The sequence below is a fragment of the Ruegeria sp. A3M17 genome, assembly GCF_003318255.1.
GTDB lineage: Bacteria > Pseudomonadota > Alphaproteobacteria > Rhodobacterales > Rhodobacteraceae > Ruegeria.
The window spans coordinates 21,126-45,707 of record NZ_QOCF01000028.1; the positions used below are offsets into that span (position 1 = coordinate 21,126).

At 56.4% G+C, this 24,582-nt stretch carries 22 protein-coding genes; 15 read left to right on the forward strand and 7 right to left on the reverse strand.

Going from position 1 to position 24,582, the window contains the following annotated elements; genetic code table 11:
- Positions 1–2: 2 nt before the first annotated feature.
- From DS906_RS14470 to DS906_RS14535, 14 genes are all read left to right on the forward strand, one after another.
- Positions 3–992 (forward strand): AsnC family transcriptional regulator, encoded by a 990-nt coding sequence (locus tag DS906_RS14470; RefSeq protein ID WP_113790852.1) that lies wholly within the window; start codon positions 3–5, stop codon positions 990–992.
- Positions 989–1,438, forward strand: a complete 450-nt coding sequence (locus DS906_RS14475; RefSeq protein WP_113790853.1) for an Lrp/AsnC family transcriptional regulator — start codon at positions 989–991, stop codon at positions 1,436–1,438. Before DS906_RS14470 ends, DS906_RS14475 begins: the two co-directional genes overlap by 4 nt.
- Positions 1,435–1,917 (forward strand): Lrp/AsnC family transcriptional regulator, encoded by a 483-nt coding sequence (locus DS906_RS14480; RefSeq protein WP_113790854.1) that lies wholly within the window; start codon positions 1,435–1,437, stop codon positions 1,915–1,917. The genes DS906_RS14475 and DS906_RS14480 overlap by 4 nt, the downstream gene beginning before the upstream one ends.
- 3 nt (positions 1,918–1,920) lie before the next feature.
- Positions 1,921–3,135, forward strand: a complete 1,215-nt coding sequence (gene nirJ / locus DS906_RS14485; RefSeq protein WP_113790855.1) for a heme d1 biosynthesis radical SAM protein NirJ — start codon at positions 1,921–1,923, stop codon at positions 3,133–3,135.
- Entirely contained in the window at positions 3,110–4,663 is a 1,554-nt protein-coding gene (locus DS906_RS14490) for a nitrite reductase (protein ID WP_199528575.1), read from the forward strand. Before nirJ ends, DS906_RS14490 begins: the two co-directional genes overlap by 26 nt.
- Positions 4,620–4,883 carry a hypothetical protein gene (locus DS906_RS14495; protein WP_058274926.1) on the forward strand — a complete coding sequence of 88 codons (264 nt, stop codon included), beginning with the start codon at positions 4,620–4,622 and terminating at the stop codon, positions 4,881–4,883. The genes DS906_RS14490 and DS906_RS14495 overlap by 44 nt, the downstream gene beginning before the upstream one ends.
- An 89-nt stretch (positions 4,884–4,972) precedes the next feature.
- Positions 4,973–5,437 carry a hypothetical protein gene (locus DS906_RS14500; RefSeq protein ID WP_233494806.1) on the forward strand — a complete coding sequence of 155 codons (465 nt, stop codon included), beginning with the start codon at positions 4,973–4,975 and terminating at the stop codon, positions 5,435–5,437.
- A gap of 44 nt (positions 5,438–5,481) precedes the next feature.
- Positions 5,482–7,605 carry a 4Fe-4S binding protein gene (locus DS906_RS14505; protein ID WP_369935127.1) on the forward strand — a complete coding sequence of 708 codons (2,124 nt, stop codon included), beginning with the start codon at positions 5,482–5,484 and terminating at the stop codon, positions 7,603–7,605.
- Positions 7,606–7,618: 13 nt separating this feature from the next.
- Complete coding sequence (gene nosZ / locus DS906_RS14510; RefSeq protein WP_113790857.1) at positions 7,619–9,526, forward strand: TAT-dependent nitrous-oxide reductase; 1,908 nt, start codon at positions 7,619–7,621, stop codon at positions 9,524–9,526.
- Positions 9,527–9,529: 3 nt separating this feature from the next.
- Positions 9,530–10,786 carry a nitrous oxide reductase family maturation protein NosD gene (locus DS906_RS14515; RefSeq protein WP_113790858.1) on the forward strand — a complete coding sequence of 419 codons (1,257 nt, stop codon included), beginning with the start codon at positions 9,530–9,532 and terminating at the stop codon, positions 10,784–10,786.
- The gene (locus DS906_RS14520) at positions 10,776–11,669 is read left to right on the forward strand and encodes an ABC transporter ATP-binding protein (RefSeq protein ID WP_113790859.1); all 894 of its coding nucleotides are present in this window, start codon (positions 10,776–10,778) and stop codon (positions 11,667–11,669) included. The genes DS906_RS14515 and DS906_RS14520 overlap by 11 nt, the downstream gene beginning before the upstream one ends.
- Positions 11,666–12,487 carry an ABC transporter permease gene (locus DS906_RS14525; protein ID WP_113790860.1) on the forward strand — a complete coding sequence of 274 codons (822 nt, stop codon included), beginning with the start codon at positions 11,666–11,668 and terminating at the stop codon, positions 12,485–12,487. The genes DS906_RS14520 and DS906_RS14525 overlap by 4 nt, the downstream gene beginning before the upstream one ends.
- A complete protein-coding gene (locus tag DS906_RS14530) occupies positions 12,484–12,999 on the forward strand; it encodes a nitrous oxide reductase accessory protein NosL (RefSeq protein ID WP_113790861.1) in 516 nt (171 codons plus the stop codon). Before DS906_RS14525 ends, DS906_RS14530 begins: the two co-directional genes overlap by 4 nt.
- Complete coding sequence (locus DS906_RS14535; RefSeq protein WP_113790862.1) at positions 12,996–13,889, forward strand: FAD:protein FMN transferase; 894 nt, start codon at positions 12,996–12,998, stop codon at positions 13,887–13,889. The genes DS906_RS14530 and DS906_RS14535 overlap by 4 nt, the downstream gene beginning before the upstream one ends.
- Positions 13,890–14,114: 225 nt before the next feature.
- Here DS906_RS14535 and DS906_RS22065 read toward each other — a convergent pair whose 3' ends face one another.
- From DS906_RS22065 to DS906_RS14565, 6 genes are read right to left on the reverse strand one after another with little or no spacing between them, the layout of a single operon-like run.
- Positions 14,115–14,993 (reverse strand): HNH endonuclease, encoded by an 879-nt coding sequence (locus tag DS906_RS22065; protein WP_147235265.1) that lies wholly within the window; start codon positions 14,991–14,993, stop codon positions 14,115–14,117.
- Positions 14,990–16,516, reverse strand: coding sequence for an AAA family ATPase (locus tag DS906_RS14545; RefSeq protein WP_113790864.1), 1,527 nt, complete (start codon positions 16,514–16,516; stop codon positions 14,990–14,992). The genes DS906_RS22065 and DS906_RS14545 overlap by 4 nt, the downstream gene beginning before the upstream one ends.
- 33 nt (positions 16,517–16,549) lie before the next feature.
- Positions 16,550–18,037: a class I SAM-dependent DNA methyltransferase gene (locus tag DS906_RS14550; protein WP_113790865.1), complete on the reverse strand. Its 1,488-nt coding sequence runs from the start codon at positions 18,035–18,037 to the stop codon at positions 16,550–16,552.
- Positions 18,034–18,951: a GIY-YIG nuclease family protein gene (locus DS906_RS14555; RefSeq protein ID WP_113790866.1), complete on the reverse strand. Its 918-nt coding sequence runs from the start codon at positions 18,949–18,951 to the stop codon at positions 18,034–18,036. Before DS906_RS14555 ends, DS906_RS14550 begins: the two co-directional genes overlap by 4 nt.
- Positions 18,948–20,492 carry a restriction endonuclease subunit S gene (locus tag DS906_RS14560; RefSeq protein WP_113790867.1) on the reverse strand — a complete coding sequence of 515 codons (1,545 nt, stop codon included), beginning with the start codon at positions 20,490–20,492 and terminating at the stop codon, positions 18,948–18,950. The genes DS906_RS14555 and DS906_RS14560 overlap by 4 nt, the downstream gene beginning before the upstream one ends.
- The gene (locus DS906_RS14565) at positions 20,489–23,398 is read right to left on the reverse strand and encodes a DEAD/DEAH box helicase family protein (RefSeq protein WP_199528577.1); all 2,910 of its coding nucleotides are present in this window, start codon (positions 23,396–23,398) and stop codon (positions 20,489–20,491) included. The genes DS906_RS14560 and DS906_RS14565 overlap by 4 nt, the downstream gene beginning before the upstream one ends.
- Before the next feature lie 561 nt (positions 23,399–23,959).
- Between DS906_RS14565 and DS906_RS14570 the strand changes: the two genes are divergently transcribed.
- Complete coding sequence (locus DS906_RS14570; protein ID WP_113790868.1) at positions 23,960–24,247, forward strand: hypothetical protein; 288 nt, start codon at positions 23,960–23,962, stop codon at positions 24,245–24,247.
- Between the two features lie 134 nt (positions 24,248–24,381).
- Here DS906_RS14570 and DS906_RS22225 read toward each other — a convergent pair whose 3' ends face one another.
- Positions 24,382–24,564 (reverse strand): hypothetical protein, encoded by a 183-nt coding sequence (locus DS906_RS22225; protein ID WP_233494807.1) that lies wholly within the window; start codon positions 24,562–24,564, stop codon positions 24,382–24,384.
- Positions 24,565–24,582 lie beyond the last annotated feature (18 nt).

The following is a 24,582-nucleotide window of genomic DNA, read 5'->3' on the forward strand; positions in this document are numbered from 1 at the left end:
CGATGGAACATATCACCGATCCGATCGATCGCCGCCTGCTGGATGAGTTTCAACGCAATTTTCCGGTAACGGACCGCCCATTCCAGGTTTTGGCTTTCACGTTGGGGCTGGACGAGATTGAAGTGTTGGATCGCCTAGCCCGAATGCGGGCAACCGGCCGGATTACGAGAGTCGGCGCGACCATTGCCCCTGGCGCGGTTTCTGCCAGCACTCTGGCCGCCGTCGCTGCACCGGGTGAACGCCTGGAAGAAGTGGCCGCTCTGATCGACGCCGAACCGGGTGTGAACCATAACTACCAGCGCGAGGACGAATGGAACCTCTGGTTCGTGGCAACCGGTCCGGACCGGGCGCATGTCAATGACACGCTGGCTCGGATCGCACAGCGCACAGGGCTGCAGGTTCTCGACCTTCGGTTGGTTCGTCCGTTCAACGTGGATCTGGGGTTTCGCATGTCCGGCAAGACCCGAAACGTTCCAAGCCCGCGCAAGATAGATCGATCGGTCTTGCAGGACGGCGATCGCGCGTTGCTTCAAGCCCTCAGTTCGGGTTTGCCGCTGGTCGCTGAACCCTATGCCGTACTGGCCCAGTCAATGGGTCGCGACGCTGCGGGTGTGACGGTTCGGATCGAGGTACTGCACAGAGCCGGTATCATCTCGCGCCTGGGCGTGATCGTACGCCACCGTGCGCTCGGATGGTCGGCCAACGCGATGGTTGTCTGGGACTTGCCATCCGAACAGATCGACACCGCCGGTCCTGCCCTTGCAGCCCACCCCGGAGTGACCTTGTGCTATGAACGGTGTCCGGTCGAAGGGGTCTGGCCTTATCGCCTTTACTCAATGATCCACGCCCGTACCCGCAGCGAAGCGCTGGAGATTCTGGCCAGTGCGCACGCGCTGCCGGACCTGTTTGGAGCGCAGCACAAGGTTTTGTTCTCGACGCGCTGTTTCAAACAGACCGGCGCGCTGATCCAACCGAAAGAGGCCGCCGCATGACACTGGATGGAACCGACCGCGCGATCCTGAACCGGATGCAGGACGATCTGCCCTTGGTATCGCACCCTTATGCAGCCGTGGCAGAGGAGTTGGGCATTCCTGAAAGCGAAGTGCTTAACCGCCTGACCCGTATGAAAGACGCCCGAGTGATCACCCGCTTTGGTCCGTTCTTCGACGCCGCCGCCATGGGGGGCGCTTTTTGCCTGTGTGCAATGGCGGTTCCAACTGAAGAATTCGAAACCGTCCTGACCAAAGTCAATGCGCATGCAGAGGTTGCCCACAATTATGAACGTACGCACCGGCTGAACATGTGGTTCGTGCTGGCCACCGAAACTCCCGAGGGGATCGTGGGCACTGCTGATGCAATCGAATGGGAAACGGGGATCTGCGTTCTTCGTTTCCCCAAACTACAGGAATTTTTCATCGGCTTTCGGGTGGCGGCATGATCGACGCAAGAGATCGAGAGATTATCGAGGCGCTGCAAGGCGGCCTGCCCCTTGTGCCCGCGCCTTATGCGCAGGTGGCCGAGATACTTGGCATGGATGAAGATGCCCTTTTGTACCGCTTGGCCGAGTTGAAGTCGCGCGGTGTGATCCGTCGCATCGCTGCCGCGCCGAACCACTACAAATTGGGCATGACATCGAACGGGATGACCGTCTGGGATGTGGATGACGACCGGATCACCGAATTAGGTGCCCGGATCGGCGCGTTGCCCTTTGTCACCCATTGCTATGAACGCCCCCGCGCCCTGCCCGATTGGCCATACAATCTGTTCGCCATGGTACACGGCGCTGATCGTGACGAGGTCGAAGCAAAGCGCGCCGAAATTGCTGCCATTCTGGGCGATGCCTGCCGTTTCAAAGATATCCTTTATTCCACGCGCATCCTGAAAAAGACCGGGCTGCGCCTGAAAGCGAAAGGCTGAGACATGTTCCGCCTGACCGAATACATGCACCAACTGGTCAATCCGACCTCGGTGCGCAAACGCCGCTCCGGCCCGGTGAAACCGGTGGTTATCTGGAACCTGACGCGGCGCTGCAATTTGAAATGCCGCCATTGCTATACCGTTTCGGCGGATGTGGCCTTCCCCGGCGAGCTCAGCCATGAGCAAGCCATGGTAACCCTTGAGGATCTGGGCCAATTTCGCGTCCCGGCCCTGATCCTCTCGGGTGGGGAACCACTCGACCGGTTCGATTTCTTTGACATCGCCAAACGGGCCCGCGATCTGGTGCCGATGCTGGCACTGTCGACCAACGGCACGCGGATCTATGACGAAACAGCCGATTTGATTGCCGATGTGGGATTCAACTATGTTGGCATCTCGCTAGACGGGATCGGAGCCACGAACGATTGGTTTCGCGGTGTCGAGGGCGCCTTTGCCGACGCCCTGCGCGGCGTGCGTGAGTGTAAGAAACGAGGCATCAAGGTGGGCCTTCGGTTTTGCCTGACTGAGGGCACGCAACACCATCTGCCCGATCTGCTGCAGCTGTGCGATGACGAGGGTGTCGACAAGTTCTACTTATCCCATCTGGTTTATGCCGGGCGTGGCGACAAGAACCGGGGAGAAGATGCTGAACATCTGCGTACACGGAAAGGGCTGGATCTGCTGTTGGAGCGCGCATGGGAGGCTGCCTCGGGTGGTCGTCCTCTGGATATCGTGACCGGGAATAACGACGCTGACGCGGGGTATTTCCTGAACTGGGTCCGCGCCCGTTTCGATGCTGAAAAAGCAGTTCATGTACGCGAGCATCTGGCGGCGTGGGGCGGAAACTCCAGTGGTTTGGGCGTGGCCAATATTGACAACCTGGGCCGCGTGCACCCTGATACCTATTGGTCGGATTACACGGTTGGCAATGTGAAAACCCGGCCGTTCTCCGAGCTCTGGACCAGCGATGATCAAATGTTGGCCATGCTGCGCACACGTCCCCGCCCCCTGAAAGGGCGCTGCGGCGCCTGTCAGCTCAAGGATGTCTGTGGTGGCAACACCCGTATCCGAGCTTTGCAGGTGACCGGCGACCCGTGGGCGGAAGATCCGGCATGCTATCTGTCAAACCAAGAAATCGGCGTGGATGACGCGGGCGAACGCCTGCAGGTCACGCCGTTCCGGGGGAAACGCCATGATCCAGCGCATCAGTTCTTCTAAGACACTCAAACTCGGCGCTCTCTGCTCGCTGTTGTTGATCGGAACCGCGTGGGCTGGCGCTCCCTCGGATTACGCTGAGTTTTGTGCGTCCTGCCACGGCGAAAGCCGCTTGGGCGGCGTGGGTCCGGCGCTTATCCCTGAAACGCTTAAGCGGATGCGCGGTCCTCGCGTCGCCGCAGTTATCGCCGAAGGGCGGACCGCAACCCAAATGCCTGCTTTCTCGCACGAACTGGATGCGCTGCAGATCGAAGAATTGGCGGGTTGGTTGAAATCACCGCTGGAAAGCGATCCCGAGTGGGGTGAGGCCGACATAATGGCCAGCCGAATTCTGGACGAGAATTACGTCGCAGTTGAAGCACCAGTCTGGGACAGCGACCCGATGAACATCACTCTGGCTGTGGAGACCGGTGACCATCACGTCAGCGTGCTGGACGGTGACACTTTCGAGGTTTTGGACCGGTTCGAGACACCCTTTGCCGTTCATGGCGGTCCAAAATTCAGCCCCGATGGGCGATATGTGTTCATCATGTCACGTGATGGCTGGGTCCAGAAGTATGATATCTGGGCCTTGGAACAGGTGGGCCGCGTGCGCGCTGGCCTGAACAGCCGCAACATCGCCATGTCGAGCGATGGCAAATGGGTGGCCGTGGCAAATTACCTGCCGAACAGCCTGACCCTGCTGTCGACCGAGGATCTAACCGTGGCCAAGGTCATCGACATCAAAAGTAAGAAGGGCAAACCCAGCCGCGTTTCGGCGGTCTATCAGGCCCCCCCACGCGAGAGCTTTGTTCTGGCCCTCAAGGATGTGCCGGAGATCTGGGAGGTCTTCTACGGGGCCAATCCTCCTCAATTTGGTATCGGTCATGATTTCCGCATCGAAGGACAATTCAAGAACCCCGACCCCTTCCCGGTGCGCAAGATCACCACGCCGGACTATCTGGACGATTTCTTTTTCGACCAGAGCTATGAATACGTCATGGGCGCATCCCGCGGCGGCGAGGGCGGTCAGGTGATTGATCTAGTCATCGGTCAGAAAGTCGCCGATCTGGATCTGCCGGGGATGCCGCATCTGGGCTCGGGGATCACGTGGAGGTATGGCGATACGACCGTGATGGCAACGCCGCACCTGACCGACGGCACCGTTTCCGTGATCGACATGGAGACATGGGAAACCGTGAAGCAGATCAAAACCGAAGGGCCGGGTTTTTTCATGCGCAGCCATGAGAATTCTCCTTACGTCTGGGCCGATGTGTTCTTTGGACCCAACAAGGACGCTATGCATGTGATCGACAAGCAGAGTCTTGAAATCGTTAAGACTCTGCGCCCGGCCCCCGGTCAAACCGTGGCTCATGTAGAGTTCACCAAAGATGGCAGCCACGCGCTCGTGTCCATCTGGGAAGATGATGGCGCGGTGATTGTCTATAACGCGCAAACATTGGAAGAGGTCCGCCGCCTGCCGATGCGCAAACCTTCAGGGAAATACAATGTCTGGAACAAAATCACCTTCTCGGAAGGCACCAGCCACTGAGGGCAATTGGCCGGTTTGGAAACTGGCCATCCTTTTGTATCCGGCCACGGCTTTGACCGTGGCCATCAACCTGTTTCTAGCGGGGCTGATCGCCAACAGCGCCGGGTTTGGCGTGATTACGCCTGTAGCCGCGATCCTGTGGTCGATTCCTCTGGGCGTACCCGCCGCGTGGTTGGCAGGGCGTTGGTTGCGCGGGTTGATGGATGAAGCGGACGAATAACGCGAAATTTCCTGCAGCCTAACCGAAGTCAAGTATCACCACGCGAGAATCCCCTACGACTTAGGAAAGACTTCCGAGTTGGATTCTCCATGCCCACCCTTAGCCCTCTGCACAGCCTCCCTGTTCGCGCGTTTCGTACGACGTGTGCGTTGGCGGGCATCCTTCTGCTGTTGTTGCAAATGCTTGGCCCGGCGCTGGCGAGTCCCGGCCAAAGCATGTGGGTGGAAATCTGCTCGGAGGCAGGGGCGGTCTGGGTCCAGATAGACCTTGAGGAGGAAGATCAAGACCCAGCCGCGCCCTGTCCCAAATGCGCCGACTGCGCCTTGTGTGCCGTCACCTCAGCGGCCCCGGTGCCGGATCTGCCCGTCCTGATACGGGGCAGCATCGTTCACACCGCACACCCTTCGCCTTGCGATCTGGTCCAGGTCTGCAACTTGAAACGATTGTGGCCTGAAACCCGTGGCCCCCCGGCTGCGCCCAAATACAAAGCCGAACGCGCCCAGCGCGCGTCCATAGCGTCAATCCAAGTATCCGGAGGTGCGCTGTGGTCGTAAGTCGCGCAATCCAATTCCTGCTGGCCATTGCCCTGTCCTGCCTGATGGCAATCAGCGCCCATGCCGACAGCCTTGCCAGCTTCCTGCCTGATATCACCCCTTCTGAGTTGGTTCCCGGTGCCGATGCCTTTGGCCCGGTACGTGATGACGTGCCTGTTGCCCCAGTTCTGAAGGGTGGCGAGACCGTCGCCTGGGCCTTCCTGACCTCGGATTTCGTCGGCACCACCGGTTATTCGGGCAAACCTATCCACGTAGTGGCCGCCATCGACGACGATGCGGTTCTGACCGGTGTGAAACTGGTTAAGCACTCCGAACCGATTGTGCTGATCGGCATCCCCAATTCGCGCATGGTTAAATTGACGGAAGGCTATGCTGGGCTCGACCTGAAGGTTGAAGCTGAGACCGGTGGCGAAGGACATGACCTCGATATCATCTCGGGCGCGACCGTGACGATCATGGTGATTGATGACAGCCTGGTTCGCGGCGGCATCAAGGTAGCCCGCGCGTTGGGTCTGGGGGGGCTTTCTCCGTTGCAGGCCGATGGTCCCAAGCGCGAAATCGATATGGCTAAGAACTCAGTCTATGACTGGACCACTCTGTCCGGCGATGGCTCGGTCCGACGCCTGACGCTGGATGTCGGTCAGGTCAATGCCGCCTTTGCAGCCACAGGCGATCAGCGTGCAATTAAACGCCCGGAACCGGGCGAGCCGGATGACACGTTCATCGACATGCATTTGGCGCTGGTCTCGGTCCCTTCGATCGGCAAGTCCCTGTTGGGCGAGGCTGAATATCAGAACCTGACCGAGCGGCTGGACGAAGGTGAACAAGCCATTCTGGTGCTGGGTCGCGGGGCCTACAGCTTCAAGGGATCGGGCTATGTGCGCGGCGGTATTTTCGACCGCATTCAGTTAATCCAGGGCGACAATTCCGTTCGGTTCTTTGACAAGCAGCAAGAGCGTCTGGGCAAGGTTGCAGCCCCGGATGCGCCCAGTTTCACCGAGCTGGATATCTTCAAAATCCCCGCTGAAGCAGAGTTTGATCCCGCCGAGCCGTTCCGCCTGCAATTGCTGGTGCAACGGGCCGTGGGCGCGGTTGAGAAGACGTTCCTAACCTTTGATCTGGGCTACAAACTGCCCGAGCAATATCTGCTGCCCGTCACCGCCCCGGCGGTCGTAGACGATGCCACCGGCGAAGCCGCGGCCAAAGCCGCACTTTGGAAGCGTATCTGGAAGGATCGCACCGTCGAAATTGGTGTCCTTGGCGTCATGCTGCTGGTTCTGAGCGCGACTTTCTTCTTCCAGTTCCACGCCACGATGAATGCACGGTTCTTCTACTGGTTCCGCATCGGCTACCTGACCATGACCCTGTTCTTCATCGGCTGGTATGCCAATGCACAGCTGAGCGTGGTGAACCTGATGGCACTGGCAGGCAGCCTGCGCACGGGCTTTTCATGGGACGCTTTCCTGCTGGACCCGCTGGTGTTCATCCAATGGTTCGCCGTCGCCGCAGCGCTGCTGTTCTGGGGTCGTGGGGCCTATTGCGGCTGGCTGTGCCCGTTTGGTGCCTTGCAAGAACTGACCAACAAGATCGCCCGCGCGCTGAAAGTGCCGCAATGGACGCTGCCCTGGGGTCTGAACGAACGCCTCTGGCCTGCAAAATACATGATCTTTCTGGGTCTCTTCGGCCTCAGCTTTGTGTCGATCCCACTGGCAGAGAAATATGCCGAGGTCGAGCCGTTCAAGACCGCGATCATTCTAAAATTCATGCGCGACTGGCCCTTTGTTGTCTTTGCGCTGGCCCTGCTGGGGATCGGGCTGTTCATTGAACGCTTCTATTGCCGCTACCTCTGCCCGCTGGGCGGAGCGCTGGCGATCCCGGCCCGAATGCGCATGTTCGACTGGCTGCGCCGCTACAAGGGCTGCGGCACCCCCTGTCAGACCTGCGCCAACGAATGCCCCGTTCAGGCGATCCACCCCACCGGTGAGATCAATCCGAACGAGTGCGTCACCTGCCTGCATTGTCAGGTGCTCTACCAGTCCGAGGACAAATGTCCCGTCGTTATCCGCCAGCTCAAGCGGCGGGCCAAGACAGGGTCGGTCGAACTCAAGACCCCACTCGGGCAACCACCGGCGAACCATCCGAACGCCAAACCGAAAACCGTTTCCTAAAGGAGGAACGATCATGTCGGAACATGACAACAAACTGAACATTACACGCCGCGGGATGCTGGGTGCAACCGCAACCGGCGCCGTGCTGGCCGGGACCGGTCTGGGCTCAACCCTGATGACCGCGAAAGAGGCCAGTGCCGCAGCCAATGCCAATCTGCAGCCCGGCGAACTGGACGAATATTACGGCTTCTGGTCCTCGGGTCAGACCGGTGAACTGCGTATCCTTGGCTTCCCATCCATGCGCGAGCTGATGCGAGTGCCGGTGTTCAACCGCTGCTCGGCCACTGGTTGGGGCCAGACCAATGAATCGCTGAAAATCATGACCGATGGTCTGTTGCCGGAAACCAAGGAATTTCTCGCCAAGCGCGGCATGAAAACCTATGACAACGGCGACCTTCACCACCCGCATATGTCGTTCACCGACGGCACCTATGATGGCCGCTACCTGTTCATGAACGACAAGGCCAACACTCGTGTCGCCCGCGTGCGCTGCGATGTGATGAAATGCGACAAGATCACCGAGATCCCGAACGCCAAGGCGATCCACGGTCTGCGTCCGCAGAAATTCCCGCGCACCGGTTATGTCTTTGCCAATGGTGAAGATGAAACTCCGCTGGTCAACGATGGCACAGTGCTGGACGATCCGTCGCAGTACGTGAACATCTTCACCGCGCTGGACGGCGACACCATGGAGGTCGCATGGCAGGTGATCGTGTCGGGGAACCTCGACAACACGGACTGCGACTATCAGGGCAAATACGCCTATTCGACATCATACAACTCGGAAATGGGCATGAACCTGGCCGAGATGACCGAGAACGAGCTGGACCACGTCGTTGTCTTCAACCTCGCGGAAATCGAAGCAGGGATTGAGGCCGGTGACTATCAGGAACTGAAAGGCGTCAAGGTTCTGGACGGACGCAAGGGTCAGAACAAGAAGTACACCCGTTACATCCCGATCCCGAACTCGCCGCACGGCATCAACACCGCGCCCGACGGCAAGCACGTCTGCATCAACGGTAAGCTGTCGCCGACCGTATCGATCATGGATGTGACCAAACTGGATGCTCTGTTCGAAAGCGATGCAGACCCGCGGTCCTGCATCGTGGGTGAGCCGCAGCTGGGTCTTGGCCCGCTTCACACCGCCTATGACGGTCAGGGCAACGCTTTCACCACGCTGTTCCTCGACAGCCAGATCGTGAAGTGGAACATCGACAAGGCGATCGAGGCTTACGGTGGGGCCGATGTGGACCCGATCATCTCGAAGGTCGACGTGCATTATCAGCCAGGCCACAACTCGACCACCATGGGTGAGACCAAGGAAGCCGACGGCAAATGGCTGATTTCGATGAACAAGTTTTCGAAAGACCGGTTCCTGAACACAGGTCCGCTGAAGCCTGAAAATGAGCAGCTGATCGACATCTCATCCAACGAGATGAAGGTGGTTCACGACGGTCCGACCTTTGCCGAGCCGCATGACTCGATCATGGTTCGCGCCGACATCGTCAACCCGGTCAACGTCTGGGACCGCGCCGATGTCACATGGGAAGACGCTCGCAAACAGGCCGAGGCTGATGGAATCGATTTGGAGGACGGCGCCGAGGAGCCCATCCGGGACGGCAATAAGGTGCGGGTCTATATGACATCGCAAGCCCCGACCTTCAGCCTTGAGAAGTTCACCGTCAAACAGGGTGACGAGGTAACGGTTTACATCACCAACCTGGATGACGTGGACGACGTAACCCACGGCTTCTGCCTGGGCAACTACGGCGTCGCGATGGAAGTGGCTCCGATGGCAACCGCATCGGTCACCTTCACTGCTGACCGTCCGGGCGTGCACTGGTTCTATTGCCAGTGGTTCTGCCACGCGCTGCACATGGAAATGCGCGGCCGGATGCTGGTCGAACCGGCGGGAGCATAACCCATGCGTTGGTCCCTGCTTATACCGCTCCTGCTTGGCTCGCCCCTTTGGGCGGCGGACTGGGATGTGCCCAACCGGGCGGGGGCCATCAACGAGATACTGGCGCAGGCGGCGGATGGGGACACCCTCCGCCTGAGCCCCGGTGTCTACACCGAAACGCTTGTGCTGGGCCGGCCCGTCACCATCGACGGGCTGGGACAGGCTACCATAAACGGACAAGGTGAAGGCAGTGTCATCACCGTGACTGGGCTCGGCGTAACCGTTCGGGGTCTGACAGTGATCGGTTCCGGTTCAAGCCATGAAGGGATCGACAGCGGCATCCAACTGACCAAAACGGCCAAGGCCCCTGTGGTCGAGGATAATGTGCTGCTGGGCAATCTCTATGGCGTCGACATTCATGGTGCCAAAGACAGCATCGTTCGTGGTAACCGCATTGAAGGTCGCCAAGACCAGCGAATGAATGACCGTGGAAACGGAGTCTATGTCTGGAACGCGCCCGGTTCGGTGGTGGATCGCAATGACATCCGCTATGGCCGCGACGGGATCTTTGTGAACTCGTCGAAAAAGAACACCTTTACCGGCAACCTGTTCCGCGACCTGCGTTTTGCGGTGCATTACATGTATGCCGACGACTCTGTTGTCAGTGACAATGTCTCGATCGGCAACGATCTGGGCTATGCAGTGATGTTCACGACCAACGTGAAGGTCGCAGACAACGTCTCAATCGGTGACCGCGAACATGGTGTCATGCTGAACTACGCCAACAAGAGCGAGATCACCGGCAACGTCGTGATCGGTGCCAAGGAAAAATGCACCTTCCTTTATAACTCCAACAAGAACGAATTCACCGACAACTGGTTCGAGGGATGCGGCATCGGCATCCACTTTACCGCTGGCAGCGAGCGCAACCGCATCGTTGGCAACGCGTTCATCGGGAATCGGACTCAGGTGAAATACGTCTCGACCAAATGGGTCGAGTGGTCCCAAGACGGGCGCGGCAATTACTGGTCCGATTTTGCCGCCTATGATGTGGATGGCGACGGCATCGCTGACGCCCCTTACCGCCCCAATGACAGTATGGACCATGTGCTGTGGACCCAACCCGCAGCCAAACTTTTGCTCGGCTCCCCTGCCGTGCAGCTAGTGCGCTGGTCCCAATCGGCCTTCCCGGCGCTGTTGCCGGGCGGTGTGATGGACACCAACCCATTGATGCAAGCCCCTGAACCCCCAGCTATGAAAAAGGTGCCTCATGACGGATAAGGCCCTGAGTATTACCCAAGTCAGCAAGGACCGAGGTAAAACCCGTGTTCTTGACGAAATCACCCTGTCTCTTGCCCCTGGTCAGCGCGTCGCGCTGCTGGGCCATAACGGCGCGGGCAAGTCGACCCTGATCAAATCCATCCTTGGTCTGACGCCGATCCACGACGGAACCATCCGGATCGGCGTCGCCGCTCCCGGCAGTGCGCAGGCGCGGCGCGAAACGGCCTATCTACCCGAGGCTGTGTCTTTCCATCCGGCACTTACGGGCCGAGAACAGCTGACCCTGTTCGCGCAGCTCTCCGGGTCCAAGGTCGATGTCCCCTGCCTGCTGGACCGCGTGGGCCTTAGCGACGCTCTGGACCGCCGGATCGGAACCTACTCCAAAGGCATGCGCCAACGTCTGGGTCTGGCGCAAGTGCTGCTGGGCCAGCCGAAAGTGGCGCTGTTGGATGAGCCGACGAGCGGGTTGGACCCGATCTCGCGGCAAGATCTTTATGCCATCATCGATGAATTGGCCGGGCAGGGCACAGCGGTCCTGATCGCGTCCCACGCTCTGACCGAGGTCGAGGCCCGCACCGACCGCATTGCGATCATGCGGAAGGGGCGGATGGTCGCGGATGACACTCTGACCAATCTGTCTGCCCTGGCTGGCCTGCCGATCCGGCTGAAAGTGCGTGCCAGCGCCAACCCCGAAGCACTTGCCGCCGAATTAGGTGGTAAACGGATAAATGGCGCGTCGATCGAAATGCTCTGCACACCCGATGACAAGATGGAGGCGCTGCGCCGCATCGCCGGGATGGGCGACGCCGTGGCGGATGTGGAAATGACCCCGCCCAAACTTGAAGACCTCTACCGCCATTACGCACAGGAGGAGATGCAATGACCCGCTTCCTCGCCATCACCCGCACCGAAATGTTGATCCTGCGCCGCAACCGTTGGCTGTTGATGGCCACGCTGATCATGGTGCTGTTCGCCTTGGCCCTGACCTTTGCAGGCAGCGCGCCGACCGGCACGCTGGGCGTCGATATGCTGACCGTCTCGGTCGCCTCGATGACCACGCTTTCGGTCTATCTTGCACCGCTGCTGGCGCTGATGATCGCTTTCGACGCCATCGCAGGCGACGTGGACCGGGGCAGTCTGTCGTTGCTGCTGTCCTACCCTGCCGGGCGCGGAGAAATCCTGCTTGGCAAGTTCGCCGCTCATCTCGCCGCTTTGGCCTTTGCCATGACCATCGGCTTCGGCACCGCTGGTGCGGTCGCCGCTTGGTTCGGCGGCGCGGGCCCCGAAAGCCTGATGGCTCTGGCGCGCCTAATCCTTACCTCCATCTTGCTGGGCGCCGTTTTTCTGGCGCTGGGATACCTGCTGTCTGCTCTGGCAAGGGGCGCTACGGCGGCGGCAGGTCTGTCGGCCGGGCTTTGGCTGGTCTTTGTCGTCCTCTATGATCTTGGCTTGTTGGGAGCCGTGGTCATGGACGAGGGCGGCACATTCACCCAATCCGTCTTTCCATGGGTGATGGTGGCCAACCCGGCCGACGCATTTCGGCTGTGGAACATCGCCGCGACCGAAGGCGTCGCAATGGCGTCCGGCATGACCGGTGCGGCCCAAGCCCTGCCCGTCTGGGCCGCGCCCGCCTCGCTGCTGATCTGGCCGATACTGGGCTTTGCCCTTGCCCGCGCAGCCTTCCGGAGGGTTGAACCATGAAACGTCTTGTGCTGATTGCGCTGATTGCCTTGACGGCTTGCAAAGAGGAAGTCGCCGTTGCCCCCGACCCGGTTGATCTGACTCGCGATGCGCTGAGCTTCTTCTGCCAAATGAACATCGCCGAGCATGGCGGACCCAAAGGGCAAATCCACCTGGAAGGATACCCCACGCCGCTGTTTTTTGCGCAGGTGCGGGACATGGTAGCCTATCTTAAAAGCCCCGAACGGGACGCTGATATCACCGCTGTCTATGTCAGCGATATGAGCGTTGCAACCAACTGGCGTCAGCCAGGCATCTCGAATTGGATCGACGCCGACGGCGCGACATTTGTTGTCGGCTCCAACGTGGCAGGCGGCATGGGTGCGCGTGAGGTGGTGCCATTTTCCAACCCAGACGATGCCGCATCATTCATCGATCAGTATGGCGGTGCCGCTCTGCCCTTGTCCGAGATCCCTGATACCGAGGTGCTAGGCCCGGTCGATCTGGGCTTACTACTGGAGACACCCGCATGACCTTTCTGTCCCGCCGCCGGTTTCTGACCATCTCGGCTGCAAGCGCGGCCTGCCCTGCAATCGCTAGCCCTGATACAGCGGCACGGTGGCGCGGTTCCGCGTTGGGCGCACCAGCAAGCATGCAATTGGTCGGGCTGACAGATGTCCAAGCCCACCCGATTTTTGCCGCCATTGAAGCAGAAGTCACACGGCTGGAGGATATCTTCAGCCTGTACCGCCCGGATTCCCAACTCTCACGCCTGAACCGCGACGGGTATCTGGCGCATCCGGCACCAGAGATGTTGGACCTGCTCAGCCTGTGCACGGTTTTGCACGAGAATTCCGGGGGCGCATTCGACCCAACAATCCAACCTCTCTGGACTGCTTTGGTAAGCGGTACCGACACAGCTAACGCCCGGAAAACCATCGGATGGAACAAGGTCTCGGTTAACAGTGATGTCGTGCGCCTGCCCTATCCCGGCCATTCGGCGCTGACTCTGAATGGAATAGCGCAAGGGGCAATCACGGATCGCATCGCCGCCCTGCTCATCTCAAAGGGGCTGCAAGACATTTTGGTCGATATGGGGGAAATCGCGGCCTTCGGACAACGTCACGATGGGCGCGATTGGCAAGTCGGTTTGGCAGGCCCCGAAAGCCAGATTACAAAGCGTATCTTTCTGCGCGACCGAGCTGTTGCGACCTCTGATTCCGCTAACCTGATGCTGACTGACGCTCACGGTCACATCCTCAGCCCCACCGGGCAAACACCAGCGCGCCGGGTTTTGTCGGTATCTGCAAACTCCGCAGCGCTCGCCGATGGACTTTCAACTACCCTGTGCGCACTGTCTGACAAAGATCTGCCAAACGTTCTGAACCGTTTCCAAGATGCGCGACTGGAGATGAAAGTCTGACCCGGACCGCACGCGTCGGACATAAACGTCGCGCATCATCGGCAACAAATGAATTCGCGATTACTACCAATTCAGAGTGTAATGGCGGAGACGAAGGGATCAATACTTAACCTATAAGCCACTGTTAATAAACATTAAAAAAACTAAGATTTTATTTTGTACCACATTTCGCACCCCATCTTGCAAATTTACCATGCCGAACGGTTTCAATGCGGCGAAACAGTATCACTCAAATTCTTCGTCACAAAACCAGTTCGAACTTACTAACGCAGAATAGAGCACCCTCTTCCAACCATTGATTGGCAACCCTGGTTCATTTGCGGCCACAGCAAGGTGCTCTCTAAATTGATCCGGACTCAAGCTGCTCAGTGAGGACCGCCTTTGCGAAATGAGCGGGCTAATCTCTGACCATACCCGAGATCGATAACGCGACCCCAACTTACAAGCTTCGAAATGAGCAGCGACACGTAGCCTATCCTTCTCAGGCCAATCCGCAGGCGGGTTCGCGGCATAGTCAACTGCCAACGGGTCGCCGGGGCGAACAGAAGCAAACAACCACTTTGTGGTAAAGAAGTGATCTTCGTCCAAATATGGATGCAATGGTTGCAAATGTTCGTCGGTCGGAAAGCTTGCACCCATACCTTTATTGCAAACTTGGCATGCGGGCACCAAGTTGACCGGCATCACAGAATAGGTGGGAAAGTAGGCTTTCGGCAGAAAATGGTCGGCTGTTCCAAGTTCACCTACCTCGCCCATCTCGCCAATTCCACCGCAATATGGACATTCATCGCGGGCAGAAACCTTGATCTGATCATAGATCCTTCTTGGTTCTCCACGCGACTTAACAACGCCTTCATCATACAGAGCCACCAACTCCCCTTTAGAAAGCGTACCAACAACGATTGCATCCGGATGTCCGTGAGCAGCCCTTGGAAGGTTGCACCAAGTTTTTGTTTGCGAATTTTCATCAAACAAGTGGAACGCTTCGACTACCGTCGGTCGATTTTCTTCGAATTTCGCTCGAAGTGCTTCATCTGCTAGGCCAGCTACACTAGAATCATACAAAGCCGCCGACTCGTATGCCGGTAAGTCTAGCCTCTTCATTCGTCGAAGGGCTCCTCATCGCGATTGATAATCATCGCTCTGAGAATTCCTCTTGCCTCATTACCTAGACTATCACCTAGCTCAGCGACAATTTCCTCATAGCTACCGCCGCGGCCAACCAAATCGGATAGTACGGTATGGAAACCAGATCGGGTGACCTCAAGGCCAAAGACATCCCGTGTCAACACACCGACGTTTTCACCAAAAGTTTCTGAATCGGGACGTTTTTTCTCGGAAGCAAGCTTGCTGCGAAAAACCTTCCAAACGCATGATCGGGGAATTTCCTGCAATACAACCGGCGAATGGGTCGCAATAATCGCAACCGCATTTCGCATATGAAGTAGCTGGCTGAGGCTTCGCATTAAGGCAGAGAGCAAAGGCGGATGGAGATGGCTTTCCGGTTCGTCAAAGAGCACAAGTGTCTTCTCTTCCACTTTGGCAACCAAGAGGGTCATCGTAAGGAGTACAACTGCGTGACCAGAGCTCATCTTCCCGATCAAGAAAAGCGCCCGGTTCCTCAGTTCATCACCCCGCAAGTCAGTCAGCGAAGATAGTTGCATATCGGCAAAATTCTCGTCGCTTTGGAGAGTTTCAATGGCCTGAACCCAGCGGTTTCTTCTCAAGTCATCGTCTAAGCAAAATGCAAGGCCTTCAGCGAATTCTTCGAAAATGGCATCCTTTGACTTAATGATAGCGCCATCGTCGCCCGCGTAGTCCGTCAGCCCAATGTAGGTATATGGGGTGTGGTCTCCGTCTTCCGGCAGATCAAACGGGTCGAACGCGCTGAATGCGACTGACACCAGGCTTGGGAAATAGCCGTTATCTTTTGATAAGTTGCCGAACGGACCTGATGTGTAAAAATGTGCATCAGTTTCCACTTCGTCAGCAATCGCCTTGACCATAGAGTTCAACAGGGTCGTCTTACCGACGCCGTTTCGACCTATCACCGCATGCATGTTTGTACTGGGCGTAGAACTTGCCCTAACGCTGAACTTGAGGTCGAAGCCCGCGAACTTTTCCGCAGGAGGAAGGCAGAAGCCAAACTTGAAATCTGTTAGGAGCACATCGCCCCTCAGCACACTGGCGAACTGGTCCCGTACTTTACTTATTGAGATCGAACGTAGATGAGAGATGTCAAAAACACTTTCGTTTTTCGCAGCTTCCAACAGTGTCTGATCCCAAACAACATCTCGAATACCGGTCAAGAAGCCGGCCCTCCAATTTTCAGAAAAGTTGGAGAAAAGGTTCTTGTAGTAGTCGACATCCATGCCAAGTGAGAAAAAGGTCTCATCGAGAGAGTCAAAACTGTCACCTAGTTTTTCGTAAGTCGCTACTTCCTTGGTCTGACCAAAGAAGCCAATCCTCACACTCGATAGCTCGTGTTTAACACCGTTTTCATCGAAGGCGAAAACACCAAAGCTTGTGACAAACGAGTAATCGTTCCAATGATCAATTATGAGGTAAACTTCGTTACATCCTGATGATGGCGGCCCACTTCGTGCCGGGAGAACGTGAAATCTCATGTCTCACATTCCAGTGCGGTATTGAAACCCATTTCAAACGTCCTCCATCAGTTCCGCTCGAACGTTTCGGAAGCTCTCCAGCCCTGCCTGCAACTCATCAATAATCTCTTCCGCAAGGACATCCGGCGCGGGCAAGTTGTCCATGTCCGTCAAGCTCTTGTCCTTAAGCCAGAACACATCGAGGCTGGCCTTGTCTCTGTCGAGAAGCTCTTTCAGCGGGTACTTCCGCCAGCGCCCGTCTGGCGTTTCCTTAGACCAAGATTCGGCCCGTCCGTGCATCTCGCCAGCTTTGAAACACGCCACGAAGTCCGACAGATGGGCATAGGTCATCGGCTTTTTCTTCAACGTGTGATGCACGTTCGTGCGGTAGTCGTAGAACCAGACCTCTTTTGTCTGGGCATCCGGGCTCGCCGGTTTGTTGTCGAAGAACAGGACATTCGCCTTCACGCCTTGCGCATAAAAGATACCTGTTGGCAGGCGTAAAATGGTGTGCAGATCGGTGGATTGCAGCAACTTGCGCCGCACCGTCTCACCCGCGCCGCCCTCGAACAGCACATTGTCTGGCACCACCACAGCTGCGCGACCGGTACTCTTGAGCATCGACCGTATGTGTTGGACAAAGTTCAGCTGCTTGTTCGATGTAGTCGCCCAGAAATCTTGACGATTGTAGGTCAGATCATCCGTTTCCTGCTCGCCCTCGTCATTGGTGAAGCTCATTGAGCTTTTCTTGCCAAACGGCGGGTTCGCTAGGACGTAGTCAAAGGTCTGAGTTGAAGCGGTCACCAACGCATCGTTGGGCGATACAAGGCTGTCACCATCAATCTCGCCGATATTGTGCAGCATCATGTTCATCAGGCACATCCGGCGCGTATTGGCGACGATCTCATTCCCGAAAAAAGTATCGTGTTTAAGGAACGCCTTCTGATCTCGGTCCAGAGCACCGCGTTTTGGGTCATTAAGATAGTCGTATGCAGCAAGAAAAAAGCCACCGGTTCCGCAAGCTGGATCCGCGATTGTCTTGCCCGGTTCCGGCGACAGGCATTCCACCATTGCTGAAATCAGGGAACGAGGCGTAAAGTACTGGCCTGCACCAGATTTCGTATCTTCGGCGTTCTTCTCCAAAAGCCCTTCGTACACATCGCCCTTAACGTCTGCGCCCAGCATCACCCAATCGACACCATCCACCATGTCGATTAACCGATAGAGCTTCGCCGGATCCTGAATCTTGTTCTGCGCCTTCGTGAAAATCTGCCCCAACATCCCCGACTTAGTGCCAAGCGACCGAAGTAGATCGACGTAGTGAACCTCAAGCTCTGCGCCGCGCTTTGCCTTAAGCGAAGCCCAGTCATATCCTTCCGGTACTCCGACGCTCCGACTATGCGGCGGCTTGGCGTACTCGTCCGCCATCTTAAGGAAAATCAGATAAGTCAGCTGCTCAAGATAATCACCATATCCGACGCCGTCATCGCGTAGGGTTGTGCAGAAGCTCCACACTTTTGAAACAATGGGGGCCGTATTCATATCGCTGCCTCTTCTTCGGTCTGCGAAGCTTTCTCAACCTCGTAGTCACCGTATTTTTTCGTCTGATCACTCTCTAGCAGCCAGGCACTGGGGCCTGCTGCGGGTCGTCCTGTCACAACAGACGCAGCTGCGCTTACGCTGTTGAAGGCATAGCTTTTCAGGAATTGCCGCGCCCCGTCTTTTTCTCCAATCACCCCTTGGGCGACGAGCGATTCATAGAGCCGGCCATAAGTGGAATCCTTCGTGGTCGAACCAACCCATTTGCTGCGGGCACCGGATCCTTCTTCAACAACAAAGTCACCGCCTTCTTGGCGCGCTCGGGCTGTCACACCTTTGGATGAAAGGACAAAGTAGACTGTTTCAGGCTCGTCGTCAGCCTTGGCCACCGGCACCTTCGGCTTGGTCTGCTCTGTCAGAAAATCAAACCGCAATGCCGGAAGTACGAGGCGCAAATTCCGCAGAAAGTCCTCCATATGAGCAAGTGCCGCTTTGCTGAGCGGGCTTTCAGTAGGAGCCTTATTGTTTGCCAGAGCGACCTTTGAGATCCGCGACGCCAGCCCATAGATCCGGCTTTCAAGATAACGGGCATGCGCTTTGTTGAGTGGCTCGCCTTGTGCCGTCACAAAGATTGCCCGCTCCCACCAGTCTTTGGACGCATCCTTGATGTGCTGATTGATCCTCGCGCGGATCTCGTCCGTCTCTCCCACGTAGAGCGTCAGGCCGTTTTCGGTTTCGCCGACCAGAAAGTAGATGCCTGGCTGAGACGCTTCCGGTTCCTTAAGTGCATCGAAAACCTGTGTTCGGTTTGTGACCAAGACATGCCCTGTCCACTGAAATGGGATTGTTGCCGTCGTCATCCCATCGGGATCGCCATCATGGAAAAAGAGTTCGATTGAGCGTCCTTGCGGCGTCATGCGGGCGTCTTTCGTTTTCGCTTAGGCTTCGGGGCTGCATCCCGTTCGGATTTAATGCGAGCGAGGAGGGCTGAGGCGGGTTCATCTGTTGGGTCTTGGGGGACGAGTTTGCCCTCAAAGGCGCGTTTGAGTATCGATTGGCGTAACGCGCGGGAGCGGGCGAGTTGATTGTCGATGTCGGCCTCAAGTGCGTCGAGGAAAGAGAGCTTAGCTTCGAGACGGTTGACGATTTCCGCTTGTTCGGCGGGCGAACAGAGTGGAATAATAAGCTCTTCCAAAGTTGTTAAGTTGATATTTTTTTGAGCCGTTGCTGGCGCGTAGGCCTCGACCCGTTGCCGAACTGCCTGAATGAAAAGCTCAACGTAGTACGGTGAAACGAGGTCTTCAAAAGAGGAAAAACCAACAACGCTGTCAGGAAAACAAGCATCGATGCCAAGAAAGGCTGTCTCAGCGATATTCGCTGCAATAGTGATGCAAAGCGTCCCCTTTGGCCAAAGCTTGCTTTGCGCAAGGCCCGTCTCTGAATAGGTCTGCTTATATTCACGGATGACGCGTGAAGCTGCTTTGACCTCTCCAGTTTGAATGAACGGGTACTTCCCGCCGAACAAGGCTTTGTCATTGCGTGGCCTGTGCTTGGACTTTCCTCGACCAAGATCGCCAAGGTTTGATAGATTGGTGTACGCCCATTTCTCAGGGATCAATGGGAGTTCTTCGTCATCCTCTTCATCGAGCGCGAGGAGGGCTTTCTGACGTTTCGGTTTCGCGGGCTTCTTCGCTTCCTCACCGTCCACGCGCCATTTGACCAAAGCATCCTGCCAGTCGTCGAGGGATTGTTTGTAGCGGGCGTCGCGTTCTTCCTGGATGCGGGCCAAAAGGGTTTCGGGGTCTTCGAGTTTGTCGGGGTTGGCGGCGCGCCAGTCGGCGGTCAGGTGGCCCTCGAAGGCGTGTTTGAGCAGGGATTGCCGATACAGGCCCGCCTTGTCCCGCGCCGCCCGCAAACTCTCCTCCCCCTTGTCCAGAAAGTCAAAAAGCTGCTCGATCTTCTCCACGATGCGACGTTGTTCGTTGGTGGGAGGGAGTAAGAAATGAAAGTTTGAGAGATAAGGTTCAGGGACGCGCTTTTGGCCTACAGCGCCAGTCATATTGTGTTCCGCATCGTAGCGGAAACCAAGTGACGAAACGCGATAGTACACAAACTTTGGCACCACCCCTTCCGGGCTTCGCAAGACGTGAAATTCAGTGGAGCCAAAGCCTAAACTGCATGGAAGCTCTGGCACCACAGCCATTTTGCCATTTTCCATACACGGCGTAATTTTGGCGAACAGGACGTCGTTGGCTTCAAAGGGCGTATAGCCCGTTTTGACTTTGGCGAAGCGACGAGTCTCCGAAACATCAATTGCTCCGGTTTCCGCTTCTACTGCGGGCATCGGAACAAAGTTCACGTCAGCATCCAGTGGTATGGATTTCTTGTCGGCTACTGGATTAATCTCGACGATTTGGGAAAGCGGCGCATCAGCCCACCCACTCGGCAACTCACTCATCCCGCCACAGCCTCATTCATCTCAGCCATCAGTGGCTCCATTTCTTCACCGAACAGTTGATACATCCGGCCTAGCCCGCCTTGCCCGTCGAAAGGGGCAAAGTCCAGATCATCTCGTTCGATATGGAAGCTGCTGGACAAATGATCACGGATCATCCGCAGCCAAGTCATTTGCTCCTCGTCAAACTTGGCCCCCTTGCCAGCGTGGCGCTTCAGAACCCAGTTCTGGAAATTCTTGCGAACGCGATCCGCATGAGGCGTCAGCTTGTCATCCAGCCCAACAACACGGCGGATCAGAGCAACCAGGGCTTCCAGCTCTTTCTCGGGTGCGGCTCCTTGCACCACGTCCAGATGCGCGTAGGCCCGCCACACATTGAGTGGGGCCAAGCGCGGGGCATCGGCCCGCAATGCCTCCAATACAACGCGGATCATGGCGAATGTGATTTCTGATCGGCGTGCTGGCTGGTTAAAGAAAATTGTCAGGGCCTCAAGCCGATCGCGGTTATCATTGAGGTAGGCCTCAAAATCCTGACTGAGCGCTTTCGCGTTCTCATCCGTGTCGCCCGCCCATTCCGCCTTGGTCACATGGTCAAGGTTTTCATGGTCTACGGTCTGTTCCAGATCGCGTCGAATGGTTTCGAGCGTATTGATGAGTGTGCCGTTCAACATCTTGGCTGCTTCACCCACACGCTTGGCCCGCGCGGTGTCCTGAGCGGCCTCGTCAGGCTCATCCTGGCCCGTTGCCGCCTTGGCATCAGCCAAGACATCATCCGCGTCGATGGCATCAAACAGGCCCTTAATCACTGAGCGCAAGGAACGACCCGCGGCAGCCTCTACCTGCGTGCGTTGCTGATCATCAATTTGCCTATCGATCCGCGAAAGGCGGCCAGCAAGGGACGTGACTGATGCTTCATCCCGTGCCGCGCCCATCATGACACCCATAGCGAGGTCTTTGAGAGGAACGGAAGGCTTAGTGTCCAATGGCTGGCTTGCCGTTTTCACCGACTTCGTCACGCCGATCGCATCGACGATCACGTAGTGACTTTTTGCGCGGGCTGATGGCGTGACCTTTTTTAGATCGTCAGCTTTCACCACACGGGTGCCGCGTCCTTTCATTTGTTCAAAGTAGTTTTTCGATTTCACGTCCCGCATGAACAAGAGACATTCGAGCGGCTTCACGTCCGTACCGGTTGCGATCATGTCGACGGTCACAGCGATACGCGGATAGTAATCGTTGCGGAAGGCCGCGAGAACGGATTTCGGATCGCCGTCAGTCTTGCTTGTGATCTTTTTGCAGAACTCATTGCCTTCGCCAAACTCCTGGCGGACGGTTTGAATGATATCATCCGCGTGGCTATCGGTTTTAGCAAAAATAAGGGTCTTCGGAACTTCGTTCCGACCAGGAAAGATGTTGGGCAGATTGTCTTTGAAAGCCCTGATGACTGTCCGGATTTGGTCCGCATTCACGACTGAGCGGTCGAGCTGCTTGGCCGAATATGCTTCATCCTCGTCTTGTTGTTCCCACCGTTTCTTTCTGGACAGCTTCTCGCGGCGCTCGACTTGCTGCCTCGCAACCAGTTTTGCTCCCTTCTGGGTAACTTCGGTCTCGATCACGTAGATTTCGTTGCCGACGTTCACGCCATCGGCAACGGCATCTTCGTGTGTATATTCGCTCACAACATTCTTCTGGAAAAACCCGAAGGTGCGATCATCGGGCGTGGCCGTGAGACCAATCAGGAAAGCATCAAAATACTCAATGACCTGGCGCCATAAGTTATAGATCGAGCGGTGTGCTTCATCGATGACGATGAAGTCGAAATACTCAGGCGGGATCTTATCGCTATAAACCACAGGAAGTGGCTCACGTTTCCGCTTCCATTGTTCAGCTGGGTTTTCGTCTTCAGCGCCTTCTGGCAGCTCCTCATCCTTTAGGATCGCATACATACGTTGAATAGTTGAGATGCAAACCTGGCTATCGCCAGCAACATGTTGCGACTTGAGACGCTGCACGTTGTAAAGCTCGGTGAACTTTCTAGTATCGTCACTCGGGACGAAAGACATGAACTCTTGCTCAGCTTGCTCGCCTAGGTTTTTCGTATCGACCAGGAACAGCACTCGTTTGGCATCCGCGTGCTTTAGCAAACGGTAGATTTCCGTAATCGCGGTAAAAGTTTTGCCTGACCCAGTGGCCATCTGGATCAGCGCTCGTGGCCGATTGTCTTTCAAAGACTCTTCGAGCTTATTAATGGCGTTGATCTGGCAGTCTCGCAGCCCTTCCTCATTGAGCTTAGGCAAGTCTCTCAGCGCTGACCTGAGCGACTGCGGCTGGTTGATCCAACCGGCCAACGTTTCAGGACGGTGAAACGAAAAAACTTCACGTGACCTTGGCTTAGGGTCCCGACCATCGGTGAACCGAGTAATCGCACCAGTGCTCTCGTAGATGAACGGCAACGGATCCGGATTGTTGATCCACTTTAGTTGAGCTGTGGCGTATCCGCCGGATTGCTCTTCGACCGTTGTAAGCTTCTGCCCCCACTCTTCAGGCTTTGCTTCCAAAACCCCAACTGCAGTACCGTTAACAAACAGGACGTAGTCAGCGGGCCCGATGTCAGTTTGGTACTCGCGAACAGCAACACCCATTGCTGCCGTAGGGTTCAGTTCGGCCTTGTTTTGAATCACCCACCCGGATGACCGAAGCAGCTCATCGATCCTGTCACGAGCAATTTGCTCAGGATTTTGGTTAATTTCGTTCAAGTTCATTTGCCCTAAATTACGCCGCAACTTTAGAGTGCAAGCAAAGGGAATAAAACTGAAAAAGGTCAGATGAACTTGAATGGAAGTGGAACGCCAAACCCTAGGGATGTCTACAATCTCAACTCGTGGGCAAAGCCGCCACACCGAGACCACTATCGCGTTAGAAACTTGGCCTTAGCGGCTTGCTGTCAGCATTCATGTGCGGCTGAAATCATGGATCCGCTAACTCGTAAATTACGTTCTCCCGGCGCATATCCTTCCAGAGAGGCGCTTGTTCCCCAGTGTTCCACTCGTAAAGCCAGCCCACATGCTCACGTGTGTCCGCATCAATAATGCGTGCGATGGCTCCTGCTTCTAGCTTTTTTTGTCTTGGCATAGTCTTCACTCCAGTTTGAAACACAGAGCGCTCTTCCATCGCACAGTTAAGAATTTGTACGGGTAAGCGCCCGCTTACCCCTGCCTAGCGGCGAGCGTGAGAGGATGGGGGTGAAGTAAAATTGACAGGGGTGGTGCGGCCCACAGCGCAGCGAGGACACGGCTCTGTCCATTTTGCTTCAGGGGGAAGGAAGCCAAAACTCCTTACCCCTACAATGTCAATAACGTGGCGCGTCATACGGCGCCTTCTTAGTCTTTTGAGACGTGATTTGAATTGCTTGTTGCAAGTATGCAGTGTGCCGCCCACAATGACATTGACATCGAAATGGCGGACGACAATTGCCCGATATTACCTTTGATCTGCCGGACGAGCTGTACGATAGCCTTTGCGAAATGGCTACAGACTTTGGTATCTCTGCCGAAGATCTGGTGCGCCAAATGATAGCGCTGAAGGTCGGTTTCAACCCTTCGTCCAGCGCCACCCCAATCTCAGCCTGTTTTCTGCGACGGCTTACAGATGACGTATTGGCCATTGCGAACAGGGAGCCTGTTCATTTCGTCGACTTGGATAAACGGAAGTATGTTTTGATTTCAATCGATGACTATAACCAGCTCAAAGCTTCTTAGTCCTGAGTTGTCTTGGGGCTGTCTGCCCCCGCGTCTTGCGTCGCTCCCCCGAGGATGTATGAGGGAAGATGAAAATGAAGAAATTACGTTCCATCAAGCGTTAGGCGCAGATTTTGGCGATCAGCTCATGAGGCTCATTTCTCTTCCTCATCACGATATATATCCGCTGGCACGTTTTGGACCTTAGTGCTTGAGACAGCACATTCAGGTTCAATAAACCATGCGACCGCGGGCATCATTTCCCCCTTGGCAATCGACAAGGCTTCATTTGCACCTCGGATGAGGCTTTGGCCAATGGTTTCCAATTTCATCTCCACTTTGATTGCCCGCAGGCC